Genomic DNA, 20,720 nt, shown 5'->3' on the forward strand with positions numbered 1-20,720 from the left:
ATGACTTTTTTATTAAAAGGTCGCTTCTTCCACACGCTAAAATAAAAATCCTAAAGGAATACATTAAAAAAAACTCACCTAATACATTATAATTTCTAAATTATGAAAAAAAAATTGGAAGCCGATTTAATCAGCATTGCCCACAGAGTGTTACAGTTAAAAAATAAATCTGATATCAATCAATTGTATTTAGAAACGCAAAAATTATATGAAAAATTGGCAGTCTTACGCTTTGTAGACGAACACTTTAGCGAAGCTAAACCGACTATTGGAAGTTCAGATGTTGTACATAAAATAGAATCAATTTTTGACATCACTTCAAAAGAATTGGAACCTGAAATTAGTGAGGCCGATTCCGAAAATAGTAATAAATCTCAATCATCTTTAATAGAAGATGAATCAATAAATTCAATAGTTGCGACTTCAAAAAATGAAAAAGTAGAAGAAGTAACTCCAAATGAAGATTTAATAGCTGTAGAAATTAGTGAAGAAAATAGTAATGAAGTAAATCCTGAAAATGATATAAAAGTGACTCTCGAACCTGCTGAAAATATAATTACTATAGAACGCAAAGAAGTACAAAATGAAGTAGAGGAATTAGAAATTGAAACTGTTCCTATAACTGCTCCATTTGAATCATCTCAAATAAATGAAGTGGAACTTGACTTAGAAGTGCCAAAAAAAGCGGAAGTGGTACAAATTTCTTTTCAAGATTTATTAGGCAGTGACTATCATGAAACCCTCTTTGTGAAAAAACAAGAAATATCAAAAACTCCATCAAATAGTAGCGTTGAAACTACTCAAGACTTGGGGGAGCCTATATTAAATCTAAAATTAGACGCTTTTAACAAAGATAATAATGACCATACAGATCCAAAAGTAGTTTCACTAAATGAAAAATTAGGCAAAGGAATAAATATCGATTTAAATGATCGACTTGCTTTTATAAAACATCTTTTCGGAAATAGTACCGAAGATTATAACCGCGTTTTAAGTCAGTTAATCACATTTGACACATTTTACGATACCAGAGATTTTGTACAAGAAATGGTAAAACCTGATTATAATAATTGGGAAGGCAAACAAGAGTATGAAGACCGTTTTATGGATATTATCGAAAAAAAATTCTTATAAACTTATTTAGCTTCGCCAAATAAATGATACAGCAAATTCAGTTTAAACTGCAATTTGTAATAAATTATTTCACTTATGTCAAAATTATATATCGTTCCTACACCCATAGGTAATCTTGAGGATATGACTTTTAGAGCCATTCGAATCCTAAAGGAAGTAGACTTAATTCTTGCAGAAGACACTCGCACGAGCGGCAAGTTATTAAAACATTTTGAGATTGGTACGCACATGTATAGCCACCACATGCACAATGAACACAAAACGGTAGAAAACTTAATATCTCGATTAAAAGCTGGTGAAAATATCGCATTAATATCTGACGCTGGAACACCTGCCATTTCTGATCCAGGGTTTCTATTAACTAGAGCTTGTATTGAAAATGGTGTTGAAGTCGAATGTTTGCCCGGAGCAACTGCATTTGTACCTGCATTAGTTAATAGCGGTTTACCCAACGATAAATTTATTTTTGAAGGTTTTTTACCTGATAAAAAAGGCAAACAAACACGTTATTTGGCTTTAGCCGAGGAAACTCGCACCATGATTTTATACGTATCGCCACATAAATTAGTAAAAACTTTAACTGAGTTTATTACTTATTTTGGAGCGGAAAGAGCCGTTTGTGTATGTAGAGAACTATCTAAATTGCACGAGGAAAATGTAAGGGGAACTGTAAAAGAAGTTTTAACACATTTTGAAAAAATAGCTCCACGAGGAGAAATCGTGGTAGTTTTAGCAGGAAAACCAATTATTAAAGAACCAAAAAAATCAAAATTCTCAGTTGAAAAAAAAATATGAATACTAACAAAATTATAATTATTGGTGCAGGATTATCAGGTTTAATGATCGCTTATCTCTTACAGAAAAAAGGATTTGAAATCACTATTTTAGAAGCCAATACTCGTATTGGTGGTCGCATAGAGACTGTTACTGGATCAAGTGGAGCAACTGTAGAAATGGGTGCAACTTGGTTTAGCAATCCTCATCAAAATCTTATTGCATTATTAAACGAATTCAAGATTCCTTATTTTAAACAACATACGCAGGGAATATCTCTATTTGAAACCATGTCATTTGTGCCTCCGCAAAAATTTGAAATTTCAGATAATGAAGAATCATCTTTTCGAATTGTTGGTGGAACATCTCAATTAATTAAAAAATTAGTAGAAGAAGTAGGTATCCAAAATATTAAAACAGCAACTAAGGTTATTGCAATAGAAGAAATTGACAACAATGTAGAACTTACAGATTCTAATGGCGTTAAATATGCAGCAGAGAAAGTGATAAGCACTTTGCCACCACATTTATTAGTGCAAACTATAGGTTTTAAACCTACTTTACCTGATACTATGCAACGCTTGGCAAAGAGAACGCATACTTGGATGGGAGAGTCCATAAAATTTGCTGTTGAATATCAGCGCCCGTTTTGGAGAGAAAAGCACTATTCAGGAACTTTATACAGTCAGGCGAGTATTATTCAAGAAATGTATGATCACAGCACTGCCGATAATCAAGGTTTTGCTTTAAAAGGATTCTTAAATGGCGGTACATATACACTTTCACAAGAAGAGCGACAAGAGAAAGTTATACAACAATTGGCAAAGCTTTTTGGAACACAAGCATCGAATTATATCGCTTATCATGAAAGATTATGGCGCAAAGAACCACTTACCTTTTTCCCCTATGAAAATTTAGTGATGGGTCATGAAAATAATGGACACGCTGAATATAGAAATAGTTTCTTTGACAATAAATTTTATATTTCAGGTTCAGAAACAGCGTCAGTAAATCCCGGATATATGGAAGGAGCAATTGTAGCTGCTAAAAACATTGCTTCACAATTTTAAAAAACAAGTAAATGAACATAAATTCTTTCTTAGAAAAACTTAATCAAACTCCTGAAGCAATCACTTTCGCAGAAACGATTGCAATTATTGAGGACAATTATACTTTTGACCCCACAGCTTTTGAAAACGGTAAATTGCATAATCAGGCTGGTGAAAACTCAGGTTCATGTAAAATATTTGCTTTTGCAGAAATGAAAAACTTATCTGAATCAGCAACACTATTTTGTTTTGGCGCTTATTATTACGACGAAGTGTTGAAAAATCCGGAAGCAACCAATCACCAAAACATTCGTAACTTTATGCAAACAGGATGGGACGGCATAGCATTTTATGGAAGTCCACTTGCTGTAAAATAGTGCAGTCATAAATTTAAGGAAAAAATTAAGCTGAATTGTTGTTTAAAACTGACAAAAATCTAAAATCATGCGTTGGACCATTAAACCCAAACCCTCTGAAGATAAAATTCAACATTTGGCGCAAGCCTTAAATGTGGAGGATTTTGTGGCTACTTTATTAATACAACGTGGAATTGAAACTTTTGAGGACGCTAAGAATTTTTTTCGTCCATCATTAGACCACTTGCATGATCCCTATTTAATGAAAGATATGGATAAGGCAGTTTATAGAATTGAAAAAGCAATTCTAAATCAGGAACGAATTCTTGTTTTTGGTGATTATGATGTTGATGGTACAACTGCTGTTTCCCTAGTTTCCTCTTATTTAAAAACGTATTATGATGGCGTGGGAACCTATATTCCAGATAGATATAGGGAAGGTTATGGCATTTCATTTATGGGAATTGACTATGCTGATGATAATGAATTCTCACTTATAATTGCTTTGGATTGCGGCATAAAATCAATAGATCATGTTGCTTACGCAAAAGAGCGAAATATTGATTTTATTATTTGTGATCACCATAGACCAGGAGCTTTTTTGCCAGAAGCTGTTGCCGTTCTCGATCCAAAAAGAGACGATTGTCAGTATCCGTATGACGAATTATGTGGCTGTGGAATTGGTTTTAAATTGATTCAGGCTTTAGCCAAAAGTAGAAATCAAACCATTGATGATTTAGTGCCATACTTAGATTTAGTCGCAACTGCGATTGCTGCCGATATTGTTCCTATGACAGGCGAAAATAGAGTTCTAGCACATTTTGGTTTACAAGTGATCAATAGTGATCCTAGACCAGGAATTAAAGCATTAATTTTTCAAGTAAAAAAACAAGTTCTGGATATTACTGATGTTGTTTTTATAATTGCACCTCGAATTAATGCAGCTGGTAGAATAAAACATGGCAATCATGCCGTTGAATTATTAACCGAATTTGGGTTTGAACAAGCACAACAATTTGCCTCTGAAATTGAAGCTTATAATTCTGAGCGAAAGGACTTAGATAAGGTAATAACCAAAGAAGCTTTGCAGCAAATTGAGGATAATAATGAGCAAGAAAGATTTACATCGGTAGTTTTTCAAGAAAATTGGCATAAAGGTGTTATCGGAATTGTGGCCTCTCGCTTAATAGAAACCTACTATCGCCCTACTTTGGTTTTTACGAAAAGTGGAGACAAATATGCTGCTTCGGCACGCTCCGTAAAAGGCTTTGATGTCTATAATGCTTTAGAAGCTTGTTCTGAACATTTAGAGCAATTTGGCGGACACATGTACGCGGCTGGGATGACTTTAGCTGCAGATAACTATACGATTTTCAAAGAAGCCTTTGAAAAAGAGGTCAAAAAAACCATTGCCGCTGATATGCTTATTCCAGAAATTGCAATAGATGCTGAAATCACTTTTTCTGATATTACTCCAAAATTGATTCGGATTCTAAAACAATTTGAGCCGTTTGGACCCATGAATATGACTCCCATTTTTTTTAGCACAAATGTCAAAGATACAGGTTATGGTAAACCCATGGGAAAAGAAAATGAGCATTTAAGACTTTTCATAAAACAAAATGGGACTGAGGGAATTGCAGCTATTGGTTTTAGTTTAGGTGAGAAATACGATATAACTTCGAACCAAAAATCTTTTCAAATTGCTTATTGTATCGATGAAAATGAATGGAATGGTACAGTTTCCGTTCAGTTAAGATTAAAATGTATTAAGTAATGAGCTCTTTAAATACTAAAAAAAACGATCCCTATTCTGCACTTCGGTATAAAGAGTTTAACATTTTTCTACTGTTGCGTTTTGCAATGGTTTTTGGATGGTCTATGCAGTTTATTGTTATAGAGTGGGAAGTTTATAGCTTGACTAAAAACCCATTATCACTAGGGATTATTGGACTGATGGAGGTGATTCCTGCTGTTTCGATGGCACTATTTGCAGGACATGTTGTAGATCAAAAAGAGAAAAAAGGATTGCTTTTTAAATGTATTTTAGGCTTTTCAGTTATAAGTTTAGGTTTATTTTTATTTACTTGGCCTCCTTTTATTAAAGATTTATCTACAAATATGATTCTGTATTCTATTTACTTTTTTGTGTTTTTAGGAGGATTAGTTCGTGCTTTTCTAGGTCCAACTATATTTTCGCTTTTAGCATTAATTGTGCCTAAAAAAATCTATCCTAATGCGGCTACTTGGAGCAGTTCTGTATGGCAAATTAGTTCTGTTTTAGGTCCTGCAGTAGCTGGCTTTTCTATTAATTGGATTGGTGTTCACTGGTCTATGTCAATTGTGTTGTTTTGTTCTTTACTTGCTTTAAGTGCTTTAACACAAATAGAAACGAAGCCTATTTTAAATCCAAAAATAGGCGAACCTATAATGGAAAGTTTGAAAGAAGGAGTGAAATTTGTTTTCCAGAATAAAACCATTTTAGGCGCCTTATCATTAGATATGATCGCTGTACTTTTTGGAGGCGCAGTAGCCTTGCTTCCCATTTTTGCACAAGATATTTTGAAAGTGGGACCAGAAGGTTTTGGGGTTCTTAGAGCTGCTCCAGCAGTTGGCGCTTTTTTAATGTTGATTATATCGGCATATATTCCATTTACTAAAAATGCAGGAATGAAATTATTAATTGCGATTTTCGCATTTGGAATATGTATAATCGTTTTTGGCCTTTCCTCCATTTTTTGGCTATCGGTTGCCGCCTTATTTTTTAGTGGAGTTTTCGATGGAATTTCGGTAGTGATACGACAAACCATTTTGCAACTCAAAACTCCTGATCACATGCGAGGAAGAGTAGCTGCCGTAAATTCAATTTTTGTTGGCTCTTCTAATGAGTTAGGTGCATTTGAAAGCGGACTTACAGCTAAACTTATGGGAACTGTTAATGCTGTAATTTTTGGTGGAAGTATGACTTTAATTACGGTGTTTTTTACAGGTGCGATATCGCCAACATTTAGAAAATTAGATTTGCAAAAAGATGTTGAGGAGCATGAAAATTCATAATTTGATGTAGAATATTTGGTTTGGTCATGAAAAAAAAGCAATGTACATTATCAAGTTTATTGTGGTACATCAGCAAAAAAATTTATCTAAGCTCTTGTACTTTTTATAAATTTTCCTTTATTAGAAAATACTTTAATAATATATTGTCCATTAACTAATATCCCTAACTCGTAACTAATATCGCTTTTTCCCCTTGTTACAATGATAGTATCTAATATGGAATAATTAGGATATTTTTCTTTCATATAGTTCAATGCTTCTACTGGAATTTCACTGCGCTCTACCACCGCGGCAAATGCGATTAGGTCTCCTACATTATCATAAATGGCCGATGAATTTCTATTATCAAAAATAAAACGCGCTTCATGAACTAATTTCTGATTGTAACGCCCTTCATAACTTGAAACCCAGTTGGGTTCTTGAGAAGGAAATTTCAAATTAAAATCAGTTGTAACACTAAGCGGAATAGCTAATTGCGGTTCCTCAGTGGCTAGCTTTTGTGAAACAACAGTTGTTGAGGTAAAGAAAAATAATGAAAAAAATAATAGGATAGCCTTCGACATAATTTCAATTTTTATTAAAGTTAAATTAATTAAAAATAAAAACTTAGTAATGCTTTAAATTTTGGCTAAAAATTAATAGCGATATTTTTGATAGAAATTTTCCTAAGCTAAAATTTAAGTTTAATAAATGTTCCTTTTTCGCTACTTATTAGTTAACCACTAAATTTATTATATCTTTATTATTCTATTTAGAATAAATATAAATAATTGCTATCTTTGTTTTAAAGAGTACAGCAATGGAACAAATAAAGCAATTACATTACAATGATATTGGAACTTCATTCTACTGGAGAAAAGATGGTTTGATATTATACGACAGGGTGCAACTGATTTTTAGAAAGACTGGTTTTTATTTTAGCAAAGAGGAATTACAATTTTTTAGCAATTGTATTGAGGAAAGTTTTTTATTAAATAAAGATTGCGCTACCTGTGACTTAAAAAAGTATTGTCACCAATTTTTATTAAAAACACCGTTTCTTCAAATTGATTTAGCGGTCACCATGCACGAGTTAGATCAGGCAAAAGACTTAATAGAAGGTACATTGTTTAAAATAAAACTTGACGAATACCTTTTTGGAGTAGGAATGAATTAATTTTTAAATTTTTTGATTTCGAATTTCTCACCATCAAAAACACCGTAGGTGAAATAGCTAATCCAGTCGCCTAAATTCACATATTCAGCAGCTTCCCCAACTTTTACGATCATAGGTAAGTGACGATGACCAAAAATAAGGTAGTTATAATGCTTAGTTTCTAGTTTCCTTTTAGCATATAAAATAAGCCATTCGTTATCTTCACCAAGAAAGATAACATCTTCATCACCAGAAATCAACTTATTTTTCACCGACAGATATTGTGCTAAACGCACACCAATATCAGGATGCAACCATCTAAAAAGCCATTTGAAAAATGGATTAGTAAATACTTTTTTCATGCGTTTATATCCTAAATCTCCAGGCCCTTTTCCGTCACCATGGCCTATTAAGAAAGTTTTGTCACCAAATGTATATTCTTGATTATCATGAAAAACAGGAATATTCAGTTCTTTCTGGAAATAATCCTCCATCCATAAATCATGATTTCCAACAAAAAAATAAATAGGAATACCGCTATCTCGAATTTCTGCTAATTTGCCTAAAACTCTAACAAATCCTTTTGGGACAACCGTTTTATATTCAAACCAAAAATCAAATAAATCACCTAATAAAAAAATTGCTTCGGCATCTTGCTTTACCTCGTCTAGCCAAGCCACAAATTTTTTTTCTCGTGGATAACTTAGTTCCGCTGTAGGAGCGCCAAAATGTTGGTCAGACGCAAAATATATTTTTTTTTGATTCGGTAATTGCATGAAACATTTATGTATTATCACTGGCAAACCATTCTGCAAAAGAAGAATCAGTTTCTTGTAATTTTAAAGAGAAAAGAGTAATTCCTTTTGGTAATCTATTGCTGATTCTTGTAGAAAAATCAACTACCATGTTTTCACTTGTGGGCTGGTAATCTACTAATATAACGTGGTGACCACGATTGATGAGCTCAGTAGCCAATTCTACATGAGGCGTAGTTCCATTGAAAACTGTAGCGTGATCAAACTGATCTACAACTTCCTCTTTTACAATTTTTTTTAAGTCAGTAAAGTCAATTACCATCCCAAATTTTACATTTGTGCGATCTGTAATTGGCGATCCTATAACGGTTACTGATAATTTATAACTATGTCCATGAACATTTTTACATTTCCCGTCATAGCCGTATAAAGCGTGCCCGGTTTCGAAACTAAATTGTTTTGTAATTCTGATATTGCTCATTGGAAATTTATTTTGATGCAAATTTAGTAAATAATTAAAGTTCTTTGTCTCTTTTTTTCGCACTTGTGTACATCCAGTAAGCTAGTAAAACTAAAACTACAAAAGGAATGAAAGAACCAATTACAACGCCAACTTGATAACCGCTATCAGTAGCATTTTTTAATTTTTCTTCAATATTTACTTTTTGAATCAATGTGAGAAGTGACATAATCGTTTATTTTTTAAATTGCAATAAAGCTTCCTTAGTAAAATCAGAAAGTACTAATTTGCCAGAAATAGCAGCACGCTCTACTAGAAGTGTTTCCCAATCTTGGGTTCCTTCCCACAAAACTTTCTTCATTTCTATCAAAGCGTCAGGATTATAACTAGATAATTTTAAGCTAAAATTACTAACTGCAGCGTCAAGTTCTTCAACAGTATCAAATACTTCAGCATATAATCCTTTGGCGCAAGCCCACTTTGCTGATTTCCAATCTTGTGCTGCTAGTGTCATTTCAGACATGGCAATTTTCCCCATTTTTCTTGAAACAGCGGGTTCAATAACAAAAGGCCCAATTCCTATTGCTAGTTCTGAAAGTTTTATAGAAGCACTGTTTGTTGCTAATGTATAATCGCAAGCACTAGCAATTCCTACTCCGCCACCCACCGCTTTTCCATGAATGCGTCCAATGATAAGCTTAGAACAAGATCGCATAGCATTTATTAAATTCGCAAATCCAGAGAAAAATTGAGTTCCTTCAGCTTCATTCGCAACTGCTAAAAGTTCGTCAAATGAAGCTCCAGCACAAAATGCAGCCGTCCCTTCACTTTTTATTATTATAACTGAAATCCCATTTTCAATACTCAATTTATTAAACTCAGCAGTTAGTCTATCTAGTAACACACTGGGAAAGGAATTACTAGCGGGATGACCAAAAGTGACTGTTGCAATTCTATTTTCAATGATAGTAAAAAGGGAACCCATTGCGTTTTCTGATACCATAGCAGGAATTTTGGTGCAAAGTTAAAAATATAAAAGGGAATGAACTCTTTTTTAGAAGATTTAGAATTGATTGTTGAAATAAGGATTTTAAAAAAAATGCGTAATAAAAAGAAATACTTCCTTTTTAAAAAATTATTACATAACAAAAAAGCTCTGCATTTCTGCAAAGCTTTTTTAAATTTGTGGAGAATACCGGATTCGAACCGGTCACCTCTTGCCTGCCAGGCAAGCACTCTAGCCAAATGAGCTAATCCCCCATTGTGCTCGCAAATATAATATAATAATGTCTGAAACCTAAAAATATATTTTAAAAAAAGAAATTTATTGAGAGGCTATTATGCTTCAAAATAATTAACTGATACAGTTAAACTCTAAAAAAGTATTTAATTGAGCCTTAATTTTATCGGAATATCTTTTTAGGTTTATAATTCACTTTAAAAATAAATGCGAATTGTAGTTTTTTGAAACAATCGAAGTATATTCGCCATCTTAAAATTAAGCTATAAAAAGTAGGTACTTCTTTTAGTAAACAGTCTATATTATGAAACAGTTATTTTCAAACTTATTATTTAAAGTTTTCCTTGCCATTGTGTTGGGCATTGTGTTTGGTTTATATTTACCTGAGTCGATCAATAGAGTTTTTACCACCTTTAATTCTTTTTTTGGTCAGTTTCTTAATTTTGCAATTCCATTAATTATAATGGGATTGATAATGCCTGCAATTTCTGATCTTGGAAAAGGTGCTGGTAAATTATTACTATTAACTGCTGCTATTGCTTACGGCTCTACTTTGTTTTCAGGCTTTATGACTTATTTTGCTGCTGTAAGTATTTTTCCACAATTGTTAGAATCTCAAATAAGCAATGTAGCTCAAATAGGCAGCTCAAAAGCAGAATTAACACCTTACTTTACTATAATTATTCCACCTGCTTTAGATGTTATGACTGCATTAGTTTTTGCTTTTGTAATCGGATTGGGATTATCTTATCAAGATAAATCAAGCTTGAAATTAGTAGTCAAAGATTTTCAAATCATTATCATGCAATTGATAGAAAACGTCATTATTCCACTATTGCCGTTATTTATTTTAGGCATATTTACAAGCATGACTTTTAGCGGCAAAGTATTCTCCATATTATCAGTTTTTATTAGTATCATAGGAGTTATTTTCGCACTGCATATTTTATTGTTATTAGTTCAATTTACTGTTGCAGGACTATTGACAAAGAAGAATCCAATTAAATTACTAGCTACCATGATGCCTGCTTATTTCACTGCATTGGGTACGCAATCGTCGGCGGCTACAATACCCGTAACGTTAGAACAAACATTGAAAAATGGAGTTTCACAAAAAATCGCTGGTTTTGTAATTCCGCTTTGTGCTACCATTCACTTATCTGGAAGTACGATGAAAATTACAGCATGTGCTATGGCCTTGATGATTTTAGAGGGAATGCCGTTTGACTTTACCTTGATTGCTGGTTTTATATTTATGTTAGGTATCGCCATGGTTGCAGCACCAGGCGTTCCTGGAGGAGCAATAATGGCAGCTGTAGGGATTTTACAGTCTATGTTAGGTTTTACCGAAGAAATGACTGGTTTGATGATTGCACTATATATTGCTATGGATAGTTTTGGTACCGCTTGCAATGTTACTGGAGACGGCGCCATAGCTTTGATTATTGATAAAGTCACCAAAGAAAAATTAATTTCTTAAATTTAATCTTATCAATTAAGTGATAAAGGCAGTTTGCTACCGTGATTTTATAATAAATATGAAAAAGTCATTATCACATAAAATTTTGTTGCCAGAATTTATTTTTTAAAATACTATAAAAAGTCAAAGTCTTAAAAATGTAGAAGATTAAACTCCGTTCAGCGAGACAAAACACTATTTTAAAATATTCAGATTACGGATAGTATATTTTAATATCTTTTCAAAGCATTTTTAAAATAAACAAAACCTTGACATCTTAGGCAATGTCATTAAGTTAAGGATAATAAATAAAGTTGTTGTTTTTGTCAGTCCGATGAAGGAGTACTCGTAGGTTTAATCGAACAGGCAAAGCGATCTCAACAAACGAGTGCAACAAACAAAGATTCTTCCTCCGTCAGAATGACAAAGTTGGAGCGTTAAAAGCTTAACTAAACGACATTTACATATCAAGGTCTTGTTGATTGCTCTTATATATTGCCAATTAATCACAATATTGATCATTTAAATCAATAATTCGGATTCAATAGGACTATATATAATAAAATTAATAATTTATTTTTCCGACAGATCTCATTACTTTAACTATTTTAGCCTTTCTATTATTGATATAAGACGAAGAACTAGTTGCCTTAAATTTTCGAGGATTGGGTAAAATTGCTGCTATTCCCGCTGCTTGAATAAGAGTTAGAGATTTAGCGTCTTTTCTATACCAATGTTGCGTTGCAGCTTGTGCTCCATAAACGCCATCACCCATTTCGATACTGTTTAAATATACTTCCATGATGCGCTCTTTACCCCAAATCAACTCAATCAAAACGGTGAAGTAAGCTTCTAATCCTTTACGTAGATAACTTCGTCCTTGCCATAGAAATACATTTTTCGCTGTTTGTTGTGATATGGTACTACCTCCTTTTATTCTTCGACCTCTTTCATTGTTTTTAAATGCTTTTTGCATAGCACCAAAATCAAAACCATTATGTCTTAAAAATGTACCGTCTTCACTAGCAATCACCGCTTTTTGAAGATTCGTGGATATATTTTCAATAGGTTCCCAATCATGACTGAAATACACTTCTTTTCCGGCTGTTTTATTTTCGATGGCACGAATAAGCATTAAAGGCGTAAAGAATACGGGTACAAATTTAAAAAACACTACTAAAAACAATGACGCCCCAAAAAACCACAGCACTATTTTGAATAAAAGAAGGAAAATTTTTCTCATGAAAGAAGTAGGTTGTTTCTTAATAGATTTTCTAGTTTTTGTTGGAATTATTTTAGTGGCCATTATATTAAATCAGCTAATTCTGTTCCTATTACACTTCCTATCGCCACGCCCATTCCACCTAGTCGTACTCCACAGTAAACACCATCTGACAATTGAGATACAATAGGATTTTTATGAGCACCAACGCCCATAATACCACTCCAGCGATGTTCAATTTGGAAATCTTGGTGCGGCAAAATTACTTCTTTTAATAATTGTTCCAATTTTTTTTGTACAATTTCCGTTTGTCCAAATTCAGCGGTGTTTTCTGAATTAAAATCTAAGTTTCGGCCACCGCCCAGTAAAATACGATCGCCAATATTCCTAAAATAATAATATCCCTTATCTAAATGAAAAGTGCCTTTTATGGCTAGATTTTTTATAGGCTTTGTGATTAAAACCTGGGCGCGAGCCGGTTGTACAGCTGCATCTATTAATTGATTGGCAAAGCCATTTGTGGCAAACAATAGTTTTTTTGTTTTAAAACTAAAATCATTTAATACGACTTCAACTTGATTTCCCGTATCATGATAAGCTGTAATCGTTTGCTTATTCAGGATCAAAATATTATTTGAAACAGCCATTTTCAATAAAGCCTGCATCATATTTCCAGTATCAATCTGGGCTTCAAAAGGATTGAAAATTATCGAATCTTGTATTTGCTCAAATTTAAACAGATTACTTTTTTTTGCAAAAACAACGGTTTCAAAAATGGGTTTAAGCATTTCATTGATAAAAGGCAATTTTTGGAGACATTCATCAAATGCACTTTGCTCGTCTTTTAAAAAAAGTTCATAACCGCCATAATCTTTAAAATCTATAGCAGCATCTCCTAATCGTGTTCGCAGCATTTGCAAGCCATTCCATCGTTTTTGTATCAAAGAAATTACCTCTTGCTCAGAATGAGTCTGCAAATCATCTATTATTTCTGATAGACTTCCAAAACAAGCAAAGCCCGCATTTTTGGTGCTGGCGCCTTGAGGCAAAATGCCTTTCTCTAAAACTAGAATTTTACTTTCTGGGAATCTTTCGCGTAAGCGTAAGGCAGTATGTAAACCTACTATTCCGCTTCCTACAATGGTGTAATCAATATGAGTAAACCAGTTTTTTAATTCCCAATAACTTAAGTCCATTGCTATGATATTTTTATAAAAATAATGATTTTTTGATACCAATGACATTAGATCCAAAAAACAAAATTATAGAATATATCAATAGTGAAAAAATTAGAGCGATTTTTAAGGCCAAAAATAATGAGATTATAAAAATGATTATCGTTTAGAAAACTTCATTTTGTGGAGATTAATAAAATCTATTTAAGGAGATTTTCTATCAACTGAACATAAAAATCAGTAGGGGATATTTTCTGATCACAGTTGGTTATGGTTTTTAAATGAATTTGTAAAAAATGTTGATGCAAAGCCCCTTCCACTATCGAAGAAGCTAATGTTTTAGAAAACTCATAATCAGGTTTTACCTCTTCAATCATTACTACTAAACGATTAATAACTCGTTTATAAATCGAAAAAAAACCTTCTTTATTTTCGTCATCCACTTCCTTTGTCAATAAAGTTTTAGTAAACTCAGCAATGATAATTCTGTTGAGAACTGCTTCATTTATATGTTGGGTTTCCGAATCATCATTTATTTTTTCGGTGACAATTGTAATCCCTTTTTTCAATTTTTCTAAAGGATTGTCTACATTATTAGTTGCAAAAACTAATTTGTATTCGATCCAACTCCAATACCAAGAAGACAAATATAACATCAGCTTATGTTTGCTTTCAAAATACCGATAAATAGAGCTTTCATTAGAAGCAATTTTGTCTCCTAATTTTTTAAATGTAAAATTTTCAAATCCTATTTCATCAATTAAAAGAATACTACTATTTATTATTTTTTTTCCCAAATTTGAAGTTTCAGGATTTTTTAGATATAACTTTTCATTAACCGTAATGGCGATATTTGCTAGAATGGAATCCATAATATTTTTTATTTATTAGCCGTTGAAGGAACAGTTTTCATTTGAATAATATCTACTAAAAAGGCAAAAGCCATAGAGAAATAAATATATCCCTTTGGAATTTCAAATTGAAATCCTTCTGCAATCAAAGATACCCCTATCATCATTAAGAAACAAAGCGCTAAAACTTTAAAAGAAGGATGTTTTGAAATAAATTCGCTTATTGGTTTTGCCGCTATAAGCATGATAAGTACTGTAACGATTACCGCTGTGTACATAATCCATAATTCATCTACCATTCCCACTGCCGTAATTATAGAGTCAACTGAAAAAACTAAATCTAAAATAATAACTTCAACTAGCAATTTTTTAAAACTCACTTTTTTAATTTCGGCTGGACCACCTGAATTGGCAACCTCAGTTTTATGATAAATCTCTTTTGTGCTTTTATAAATTAAGAATAGTCCTCCTGCAATTAAAATTAACCCTTTCCCAGTAAACGAAACATCATTAAACTCAAATAGTTCTTTGTCTAGTTTTAAAATCCAAGATATTAATCCTAATAAGGCTAAACGCATAAACATTGCTAACCCAATTCCCCAATATCTAAGTTTATTCCGTTGACTTTCGGGTAATTTGTCGGCTAATATTGAGATGAAAATAATATTGTCAATTCCTAAAATAACTTCTAAGGCAATCAAGGATAATAAAGGAATAATAAACTCTGTCATTAGGTTTTAAATTTGTTTGATTAGTTCGTACAATAAAAAATCTATTTATCGATTTGATAAATAGATTTTTTACAATTTTAAATATGAATTAAATAATTACTCTCTATAAAGTGGTATCTGTAAAGTTTTATTGGATGAAATCTAATTTACCCGTTTCCAAGCTATAATAAACTCCTACAATTTTAATTTCGCCTTTACTTTCCATTTCTTTTAAAATTGGACTTTCCTTTCTAATGTTTTCGATAGTGTTTTTCACATTATTCTCTGCCACTAATTTTACGTAATCGTCATTTTTAACTTTCTTTTCGCCCGTGAAGCTCGATGACATCGCTATAGCAGGTTTAATATTATCTACTAATGAAGTAATATTTCCTAAATCAACATTATCAATTGTAGCTTTTACAGCTCCACAATGTTGGTGTGCCATTACCATAATCACTTTTGCACCAGCAACTTTACACGCAAATTCCATACTTCCTAACATATTTTCGTCAGCAAAATTTCCAGCTACTCGTCCCACAAATACATCTCCGATACCTTGATCAAATACATCTTCAACTGGAACTCTACTATCTACGCAACTAAGTATAAATGCTTTTGGGAACTGCCCTTCTGCTGATTTTCTTAGTTGCTCATCGTGATCTCTAACCGTTAGGTTATTATTTCTGAAACGCTCATTACCTGCTTTGAAATCAGCAAGGATTTCGTCAGGAGTCAATTTTGCTTGATCCTCAGCGGTTACAATGTGATTTTGGATTGGTTTATCAACATTAATAGTTGTTGTAGACTCTCCTTCTTTTTTATCTGTTGTTTCTTTGTTCTCTTTGCAACTGACCATTATGACAGATAGACAAAGTAGAGATAATTTTAAATAATTGTTTTTCATGATTAAATATATTAAGGGTTGTTATATTAAAAATTGTGATGAATACTAAACTGCAATTGATCTTTAGCTGCGTTTTCTGTAGACTGATTTATGAAGCCTATTTGTGCTCTGATTTTATTAGTGATTCCGTAACCCAATCCTACATACAATCGGTTTCTATCAAACACATTTACAGTGCTGTTATTACCAATATTTTTTTCGCCATTTAAAAAAATTTCGTTGTATAAAGCCACATAAAGAGTGTTTTTCTCTATTTTATTGCTGTTAATAGGAATATTTGCTGCTAGGTTATATCTAAAACGTGTTCTAAAATCTTGGTTTTCTACAAAACGTTGTTCATATCTAAACCGATGAGTAAAATAAAGTCTTTTTCCTATTTTTTGAGGCAAGAGTACTTCTTGATAAATTCGATTCTCATTTCTAGTATCGTCATTTTCTCCAATTTTGCCTGAAGTTATATTGGCATAGCCGAGCGCTAATGTAATATTTGAATTTTTTGGAGAATAGGTTGCAGCACTTCTAACTAAAAATTGCTCTAAGTCGCCTATTGCATTAAAGTTACGGTATTGCAAATCTCCTTGAATGCCAAGAGAACTATTTTTTAGTTTTGTATTATAGAAATACATATACCACGCACCAAGATCATTTTCTGTAGTGTTTTGCGCAATTGCGGCAGTACTGGAACATAGAAATAAAATAATAAAAATTTTGATAGATTTCATGTTATAATTCCAAATATTTTGCGTAAATATAATAGTATTACTATCATTAATTTAAATATTTTAACTTTTATTTATAAAATTTTCGTTAGAGTAAAAGTTCAATTAGATTTAAGTATAAGATCTTAATTATTAAAAACTGACTTTTTGAATGCTTTTTAAAAATTAAAAGGATAATAAAAAAACTATAAACTCGATCAAAAGAGCAAAATATTTAAAAATAATTAAATATAATTTTAAATTATTTTAACTAAATAGTAGCTAGTGATATCACTACATCAGCTAAAAAAACAAAAAAATTAGTTAATTTTATGCTCTGAAATAAAACAAATAGCAAAATGAAAAAATTACTAATAATACCTTTATTAATGATGAGTTTAAATGCCATGACACAAAATGTAATGATACCAGAATTATTATGGAAATTAGGTAGAGTTACACCTTTGGGTCTTTCAAACGATGGGAAAAATATAGTTTACAAAGTCACTTCGCCATCCGTGGAAGAAAACAAATCAGACTCTAAGATTTATACTTTAACTGTGAATGGCGGTATCCCCACTGAAGTAAATGATACTAAAACTCTATTAAAGGATAAAAAAATATCCCCTAATGGAAAATTTATCATTTACAATGAAGAAGTAAAAATTGATAAAGTGCATGGAAAAGATTTTTATCCAAATCTACCCAAATCAAATGCTCAAATTTACGATGGATTAGATTATCGCCATTGGGACACTTGGAATGAAGGAATTTTTAATCACGTTTTTTACAAAGAAAATAAAGAAGGTGCAACAGGAATTGATATTCTTAAGGGAGAAAATTATAATAGTCCTCAAAAACCCTTTGGAGGAGACGAGGATTATATTTGGTCACCTGATAGTAAAAGTATTCTTTATGTTTCTAAGAAAAAAGCAGGGACACAATATGCCATTTCTACCAATACTGACATTTATGAATACAATTTAGAAACTGGCAAAACAATTAATAGAACTGCCGATAATCCTGGTTATGATGTAGCTCCACAATTTTCACCTACAGGAAATCTGACTTGGTTGCAAATGAAAAGAGACGGTTTTGAAGCAGATAAGAATGACTTAATTGTTAGTTTCAAAGGGATAAACATGAATTTAACTGCACAGTGGGACGGAACTGTAGATAGTTATTTGTGGAGTAAAGATGGTAGCAAAATATATTTTGTTGCTCCTATTGATGGCACAAAACAATTATTTGCAGTTAACTTTCCTGGCGTAAAACGTTCCGAAGCTTCGGGAGCTGTAACGGTGAGCCAAATCACTAAAGGTGAATTTGACGTAAATGCAATTATTGGCTTTTCTGGAGATAATGTGATCGTAACAAGAACTGATATGAATCATGCTGCTGAAATTTTCTCTTATAATTTGAAGAAAAATTCATGGAATCAATTATCAAATGTGAATACAAGTACCTACAATTCTTTAGCATTAAGCAAAACGGAGCGAAGATATGTAACTACAACGGATGGCAAAAAAATGTTAGTTTGGGTAATTCTCCCTCCTAATTTTGATGCTTCAAAAAAATATCCAACACTTTTATACTGTCAAGGTGGACCACAATCACCATTGACGCAAAGCTATTCTTTCCGTTGGAATTTTCAATTGATGGCTGCAAACGGCTATATAGTTGTAGCACCTAACCGTCGCGGAATGCCAGGTCATGGTGTAGAATGGAATGAGCAAATCAGCAAAGATTGGGGCGGACAAGTGATGCAAGATTATCTATCAGCAATTGATGAAGTTGCTAAGGAAAAGTATGTTGATGCAGATCGTTTAGGATGTGTTGGTGCGAGTTATGGGGGTTATTCTGCTTTTTATTTAGCTGGAATTCACAACAATCGTTTTAAAACATTTATTTCTCATGACGGTGTCTTTAATACACAAAGCATGTTTGGAACTACCGAAGAAGTATTTTTTAACAATTGGGATTTTGGAGGAGCATATTGGGAAAAAGATAATGCGATTGCTCAAAAGGCCTATAATGAATTCAATCCTATCAACAATGTGGACAAATGGAATACACCTATTTTAATCATTCAAGGAGGAAAAGATTTTAGAGTATCAGAGGGACAATCACAAGAAGCTTTTCAAGCCGCACAATTAAGAGGTATCAAAAGTAGATTTTTATATTTTCCAGAGGAAAATCACTGGGTATTGAAACCACAGAACGCTCAAGTTTGGCAAAAAGAGTTCTACAAATGGCTAACGGAAACGTTGTAAAATAGCGCAATTTAGGTTCACAAGGTTGTGATTCAAAACAAAAAAACCTCACTTCGCAGTGAGGTTTTTTATTGTGATATATTTTTATTCTGGATCGTTCATCTTAAAAGTATCCATAAATGCAGTGGTATAATCACCTGCAATATAACGTGGATCATCCATTAATTGTCTGTGAAATGGAATTGTAGTTTTTATCCCTTCAATAACAAATTCATCAAGTGCTCTTCTCATTTTGCTAATTGCTTCTTCACGAGTTTGCGCTGTTGTGATCAACTTGGCAATCATAGAATCATAATTAGGTGGAATTGTATACCCTGAATAAACGTGAGTATCTAAACGAACTCCGTGTCCTCCTGGCATGTGAAGCGTTGTGATTTTTCCTGGTGAAGGACGGAAATCATTATACGGATCTTCAGCATTAATTCTACATTCAATGGCGTGCAATTTTGGTAAATAATTTTTCCCCGTAATTGGAACACCTGCTGCAACTAAAATTTGTTCCCGAATCAAATCATAATCAATAACTTGCTCTGTGATAGGATGCTCTACTTGGATACGAGTATTCATCTCCATAAAGTAGAAATTACGGTGTTTGTCAACTAAGAATTCTACCGTTCCTGCTCCTTCATATTTAATAAATTCAGCAGCTTTAACAGCAGCTTCACCCATTTTTAAACGAAGATCATCGGTCATAAAAGGAGAAGGCGTTTCCTCCGTCAATTTCTGGTGACGTCTTTGTACGGAGCAATCTCTCTCTGAAAGGTGACAGGCTTTGCCATAAGAATCACCCACTACTTGGATTTCAATATGACGTGGTTCTTCAATTAATTTCTCCAGATACATGCCGTCATTTCCAAAAGCAGCGGCAGATTCCTGACGTGCACTTTCCCAAGCTTTTAATAAATCTTCTTCTTTCCAAACTGCACGCATCCCTTTTCCACCACCACCAGCAGTTGCTTTTAGCATTACAGGAAAACCAAACTCACGTGATAATTGCAAAGCTTGTTCGTATGATTCTAAAATCCCTACTGAACCGGGAACACAAGGAACACCAGCTTCAATCATTGTTGACTTTGCCGAAGCTTTATCTCCCATTCTATCAATCATTTCTGGCGAAGCGCCAATAAATTTGATACCATGTTCCTGACAAATCTTTGAAAACTTAGCATTTTCAGAAAGGAAACCATAACCAGGATGAATTGCGTCTGCATTTGTAATTTCGGCAGCAGCAATAATATTTGACATCTTCAAATAGGAAAGGTTGCTAGGAGGTGGACCTATACAAACTGCTTCATCCGCAAACTTGACATGCAAACTTTCAGCATCGGCAGTAGAATATACAGCGACAGTCTTAATTCCCATTTCTTTGCAAGTTCTGATAATGCGTAATGCAATTTCCCCTCTATTTGCAATTAATATTTTTTTAAACATCGTTTTAAAAATTTAAAATTCAAATGACAAGTTC

21 protein-coding genes and 1 tRNA gene are annotated in these 20,720 nt (G+C 32.9%); 9 read left to right on the plus strand and 13 right to left on the minus strand.

Features of this window, described 5'->3' with window-relative positions; translation table 11 throughout:
* Positions 1 to 102: 102 nt before the first annotated feature.
* The 6 genes from RCH18_RS07800 to RCH18_RS07825 all read left to right on the plus strand — a co-directional run bounded on the left by RCH18_RS07800 (position 103) and on the right by RCH18_RS07825 (position 6,370).
* Positions 103 to 1,134: a hypothetical protein gene (locus RCH18_RS07800; protein WP_326936186.1), complete on the plus strand. Its 1,032-nt coding sequence runs from the start codon at positions 103 to 105 to the stop codon at positions 1,132 to 1,134.
* A gap of 75 nt (positions 1,135 to 1,209) precedes the next feature.
* The gene (gene rsmI / locus RCH18_RS07805; protein ID WP_326936187.1) at positions 1,210 to 1,929 is read left to right on the plus strand and encodes a 16S rRNA (cytidine(1402)-2'-O)-methyltransferase; all 720 of its coding nucleotides are present in this window, start codon (positions 1,210 to 1,212) and stop codon (positions 1,927 to 1,929) included.
* Positions 1,926 to 2,978, plus strand: a complete 1,053-nt coding sequence (locus tag RCH18_RS07810) for a flavin monoamine oxidase family protein (RefSeq protein WP_326936188.1) — start codon at positions 1,926 to 1,928, stop codon at positions 2,976 to 2,978. Before rsmI ends, RCH18_RS07810 begins: the two co-directional genes overlap by 4 nt.
* An 11-nt stretch (positions 2,979 to 2,989) precedes the next feature.
* Positions 2,990 to 3,334 carry a HopJ type III effector protein gene (locus RCH18_RS07815; protein ID WP_326936189.1) on the plus strand — a complete coding sequence of 115 codons (345 nt, stop codon included), beginning with the start codon at positions 2,990 to 2,992 and terminating at the stop codon, positions 3,332 to 3,334.
* Positions 3,335 to 3,401: 67 nt separating this feature from the next.
* Positions 3,402 to 5,090, plus strand: a complete 1,689-nt coding sequence (recJ, locus tag RCH18_RS07820; protein WP_326936190.1) for a single-stranded-DNA-specific exonuclease RecJ — start codon at positions 3,402 to 3,404, stop codon at positions 5,088 to 5,090.
* Entirely contained in the window at positions 5,090 to 6,370 is a 1,281-nt protein-coding gene (locus RCH18_RS07825; protein WP_326936191.1) for an MFS transporter, read from the plus strand. Before recJ ends, RCH18_RS07825 begins: the two co-directional genes overlap by 1 nt.
* 86 nt (positions 6,371 to 6,456) lie before the next feature.
* Here RCH18_RS07825 and RCH18_RS07830 read toward each other — a convergent pair whose 3' ends face one another.
* Positions 6,457 to 6,933, minus strand: a complete 477-nt coding sequence (locus RCH18_RS07830; protein WP_326936192.1) for a hypothetical protein — start codon at positions 6,931 to 6,933, stop codon at positions 6,457 to 6,459.
* A 236-nt stretch (positions 6,934 to 7,169) separates the two neighbouring features.
* Here RCH18_RS07830 and RCH18_RS07835 point away from each other — a divergent pair, with 236 nt between their 5' ends.
* The gene (locus RCH18_RS07835; RefSeq protein WP_326936193.1) at positions 7,170 to 7,526 is read left to right on the plus strand and encodes a hypothetical protein; all 357 of its coding nucleotides are present in this window, start codon (positions 7,170 to 7,172) and stop codon (positions 7,524 to 7,526) included.
* On the opposite strand, the gene RCH18_RS07840 is transcribed toward RCH18_RS07835, so the two are convergent.
* The 5 genes from RCH18_RS07840 to RCH18_RS07860 form a co-directional block, all read right to left on the minus strand.
* Positions 7,523 to 8,281, minus strand: a complete 759-nt coding sequence (locus RCH18_RS07840) for a UDP-2,3-diacylglucosamine diphosphatase (RefSeq protein WP_326936194.1) — start codon at positions 8,279 to 8,281, stop codon at positions 7,523 to 7,525. The genes RCH18_RS07835 and RCH18_RS07840 overlap by 4 nt on opposite strands.
* Positions 8,282 to 8,288: 7 nt before the next feature.
* Positions 8,289 to 8,741, minus strand: a complete 453-nt coding sequence (locus RCH18_RS07845; RefSeq protein ID WP_326936195.1) for a 6-pyruvoyl trahydropterin synthase family protein — start codon at positions 8,739 to 8,741, stop codon at positions 8,289 to 8,291.
* A gap of 34 nt (positions 8,742 to 8,775) precedes the next feature.
* Positions 8,776 to 8,949: a hypothetical protein gene (locus RCH18_RS07850; protein ID WP_326936196.1), complete on the minus strand. Its 174-nt coding sequence runs from the start codon at positions 8,947 to 8,949 to the stop codon at positions 8,776 to 8,778.
* 6 nt (positions 8,950 to 8,955) lie between these two features.
* Positions 8,956 to 9,723: an enoyl-CoA hydratase/isomerase family protein gene (locus RCH18_RS07855; RefSeq protein WP_326936197.1), complete on the minus strand. Its 768-nt coding sequence runs from the start codon at positions 9,721 to 9,723 to the stop codon at positions 8,956 to 8,958.
* Positions 9,724 to 9,906: 183 nt separating this feature from the next.
* A tRNA-Ala gene (locus tag RCH18_RS07860) sits at positions 9,907 to 9,980 on the minus strand.
* A 284-nt stretch (positions 9,981 to 10,264) separates the two neighbouring features.
* Between RCH18_RS07860 and RCH18_RS07865 the strand changes: the two genes are divergently transcribed.
* Positions 10,265 to 11,440, plus strand: a complete 1,176-nt coding sequence (locus tag RCH18_RS07865; RefSeq protein ID WP_326936198.1) for a dicarboxylate/amino acid:cation symporter — start codon at positions 10,265 to 10,267, stop codon at positions 11,438 to 11,440.
* 544 nt (positions 11,441 to 11,984) lie between these two features.
* Here the strand turns inward: RCH18_RS07865 and mtgA are convergent.
* The 6 genes from mtgA to RCH18_RS07895 all read right to left on the minus strand — a co-directional run bounded on the left by mtgA (position 11,985) and on the right by RCH18_RS07895 (position 17,006).
* Positions 11,985 to 12,725, minus strand: a complete 741-nt coding sequence (mtgA, locus tag RCH18_RS07870) for a monofunctional biosynthetic peptidoglycan transglycosylase (RefSeq protein ID WP_326936199.1) — start codon at positions 12,723 to 12,725, stop codon at positions 11,985 to 11,987.
* On the minus strand, positions 12,725 to 13,837 hold the full coding sequence (locus tag RCH18_RS07875; protein WP_326936200.1) for an NAD(P)/FAD-dependent oxidoreductase: 1,113 nt from the start codon (positions 13,835 to 13,837) through the stop codon (positions 12,725 to 12,727). The genes mtgA and RCH18_RS07875 overlap by 1 nt, the downstream gene beginning before the upstream one ends.
* A 179-nt stretch (positions 13,838 to 14,016) precedes the next feature.
* Positions 14,017 to 14,688 carry a TetR/AcrR family transcriptional regulator gene (locus tag RCH18_RS07880; protein WP_326936201.1) on the minus strand — a complete coding sequence of 224 codons (672 nt, stop codon included), beginning with the start codon at positions 14,686 to 14,688 and terminating at the stop codon, positions 14,017 to 14,019.
* Between the two features lie 8 nt (positions 14,689 to 14,696).
* The gene (locus RCH18_RS07885; RefSeq protein ID WP_326936202.1) at positions 14,697 to 15,398 is read right to left on the minus strand and encodes a TerC family protein; all 702 of its coding nucleotides are present in this window, start codon (positions 15,396 to 15,398) and stop codon (positions 14,697 to 14,699) included.
* A gap of 127 nt (positions 15,399 to 15,525) precedes the next feature.
* On the minus strand, positions 15,526 to 16,284 hold the full coding sequence (locus tag RCH18_RS07890) for a carbonic anhydrase family protein (RefSeq protein WP_326936203.1): 759 nt from the start codon (positions 16,282 to 16,284) through the stop codon (positions 15,526 to 15,528).
* A 26-nt stretch (positions 16,285 to 16,310) separates the two neighbouring features.
* Positions 16,311 to 17,006 (minus strand): DUF2490 domain-containing protein, encoded by a 696-nt coding sequence (locus RCH18_RS07895; protein WP_326936204.1) that lies wholly within the window; start codon positions 17,004 to 17,006, stop codon positions 16,311 to 16,313.
* Between the two features lie 335 nt (positions 17,007 to 17,341).
* Between RCH18_RS07895 and RCH18_RS07900 the strand changes: the two genes are divergently transcribed.
* Positions 17,342 to 19,255, plus strand: coding sequence for a S9 family peptidase (locus RCH18_RS07900; RefSeq protein ID WP_326936205.1), 1,914 nt, complete (start codon positions 17,342 to 17,344; stop codon positions 19,253 to 19,255).
* A gap of 84 nt (positions 19,256 to 19,339) precedes the next feature.
* Here RCH18_RS07900 and accC read toward each other — a convergent pair whose 3' ends face one another.
* A complete protein-coding gene (gene accC / locus RCH18_RS07905) occupies positions 19,340 to 20,686 on the minus strand; it encodes an acetyl-CoA carboxylase biotin carboxylase subunit (protein ID WP_326936206.1) in 1,347 nt (448 codons plus the stop codon).
* Between the last annotated feature and the right edge of the window lie 34 nt (positions 20,687 to 20,720).

The sequence above is a fragment of the Flavobacterium sp. PL11 genome, assembly GCF_035985025.1.
In the GTDB taxonomy this organism is placed as follows: Bacteria; Bacteroidota; Bacteroidia; order Flavobacteriales; family Flavobacteriaceae; genus Flavobacterium.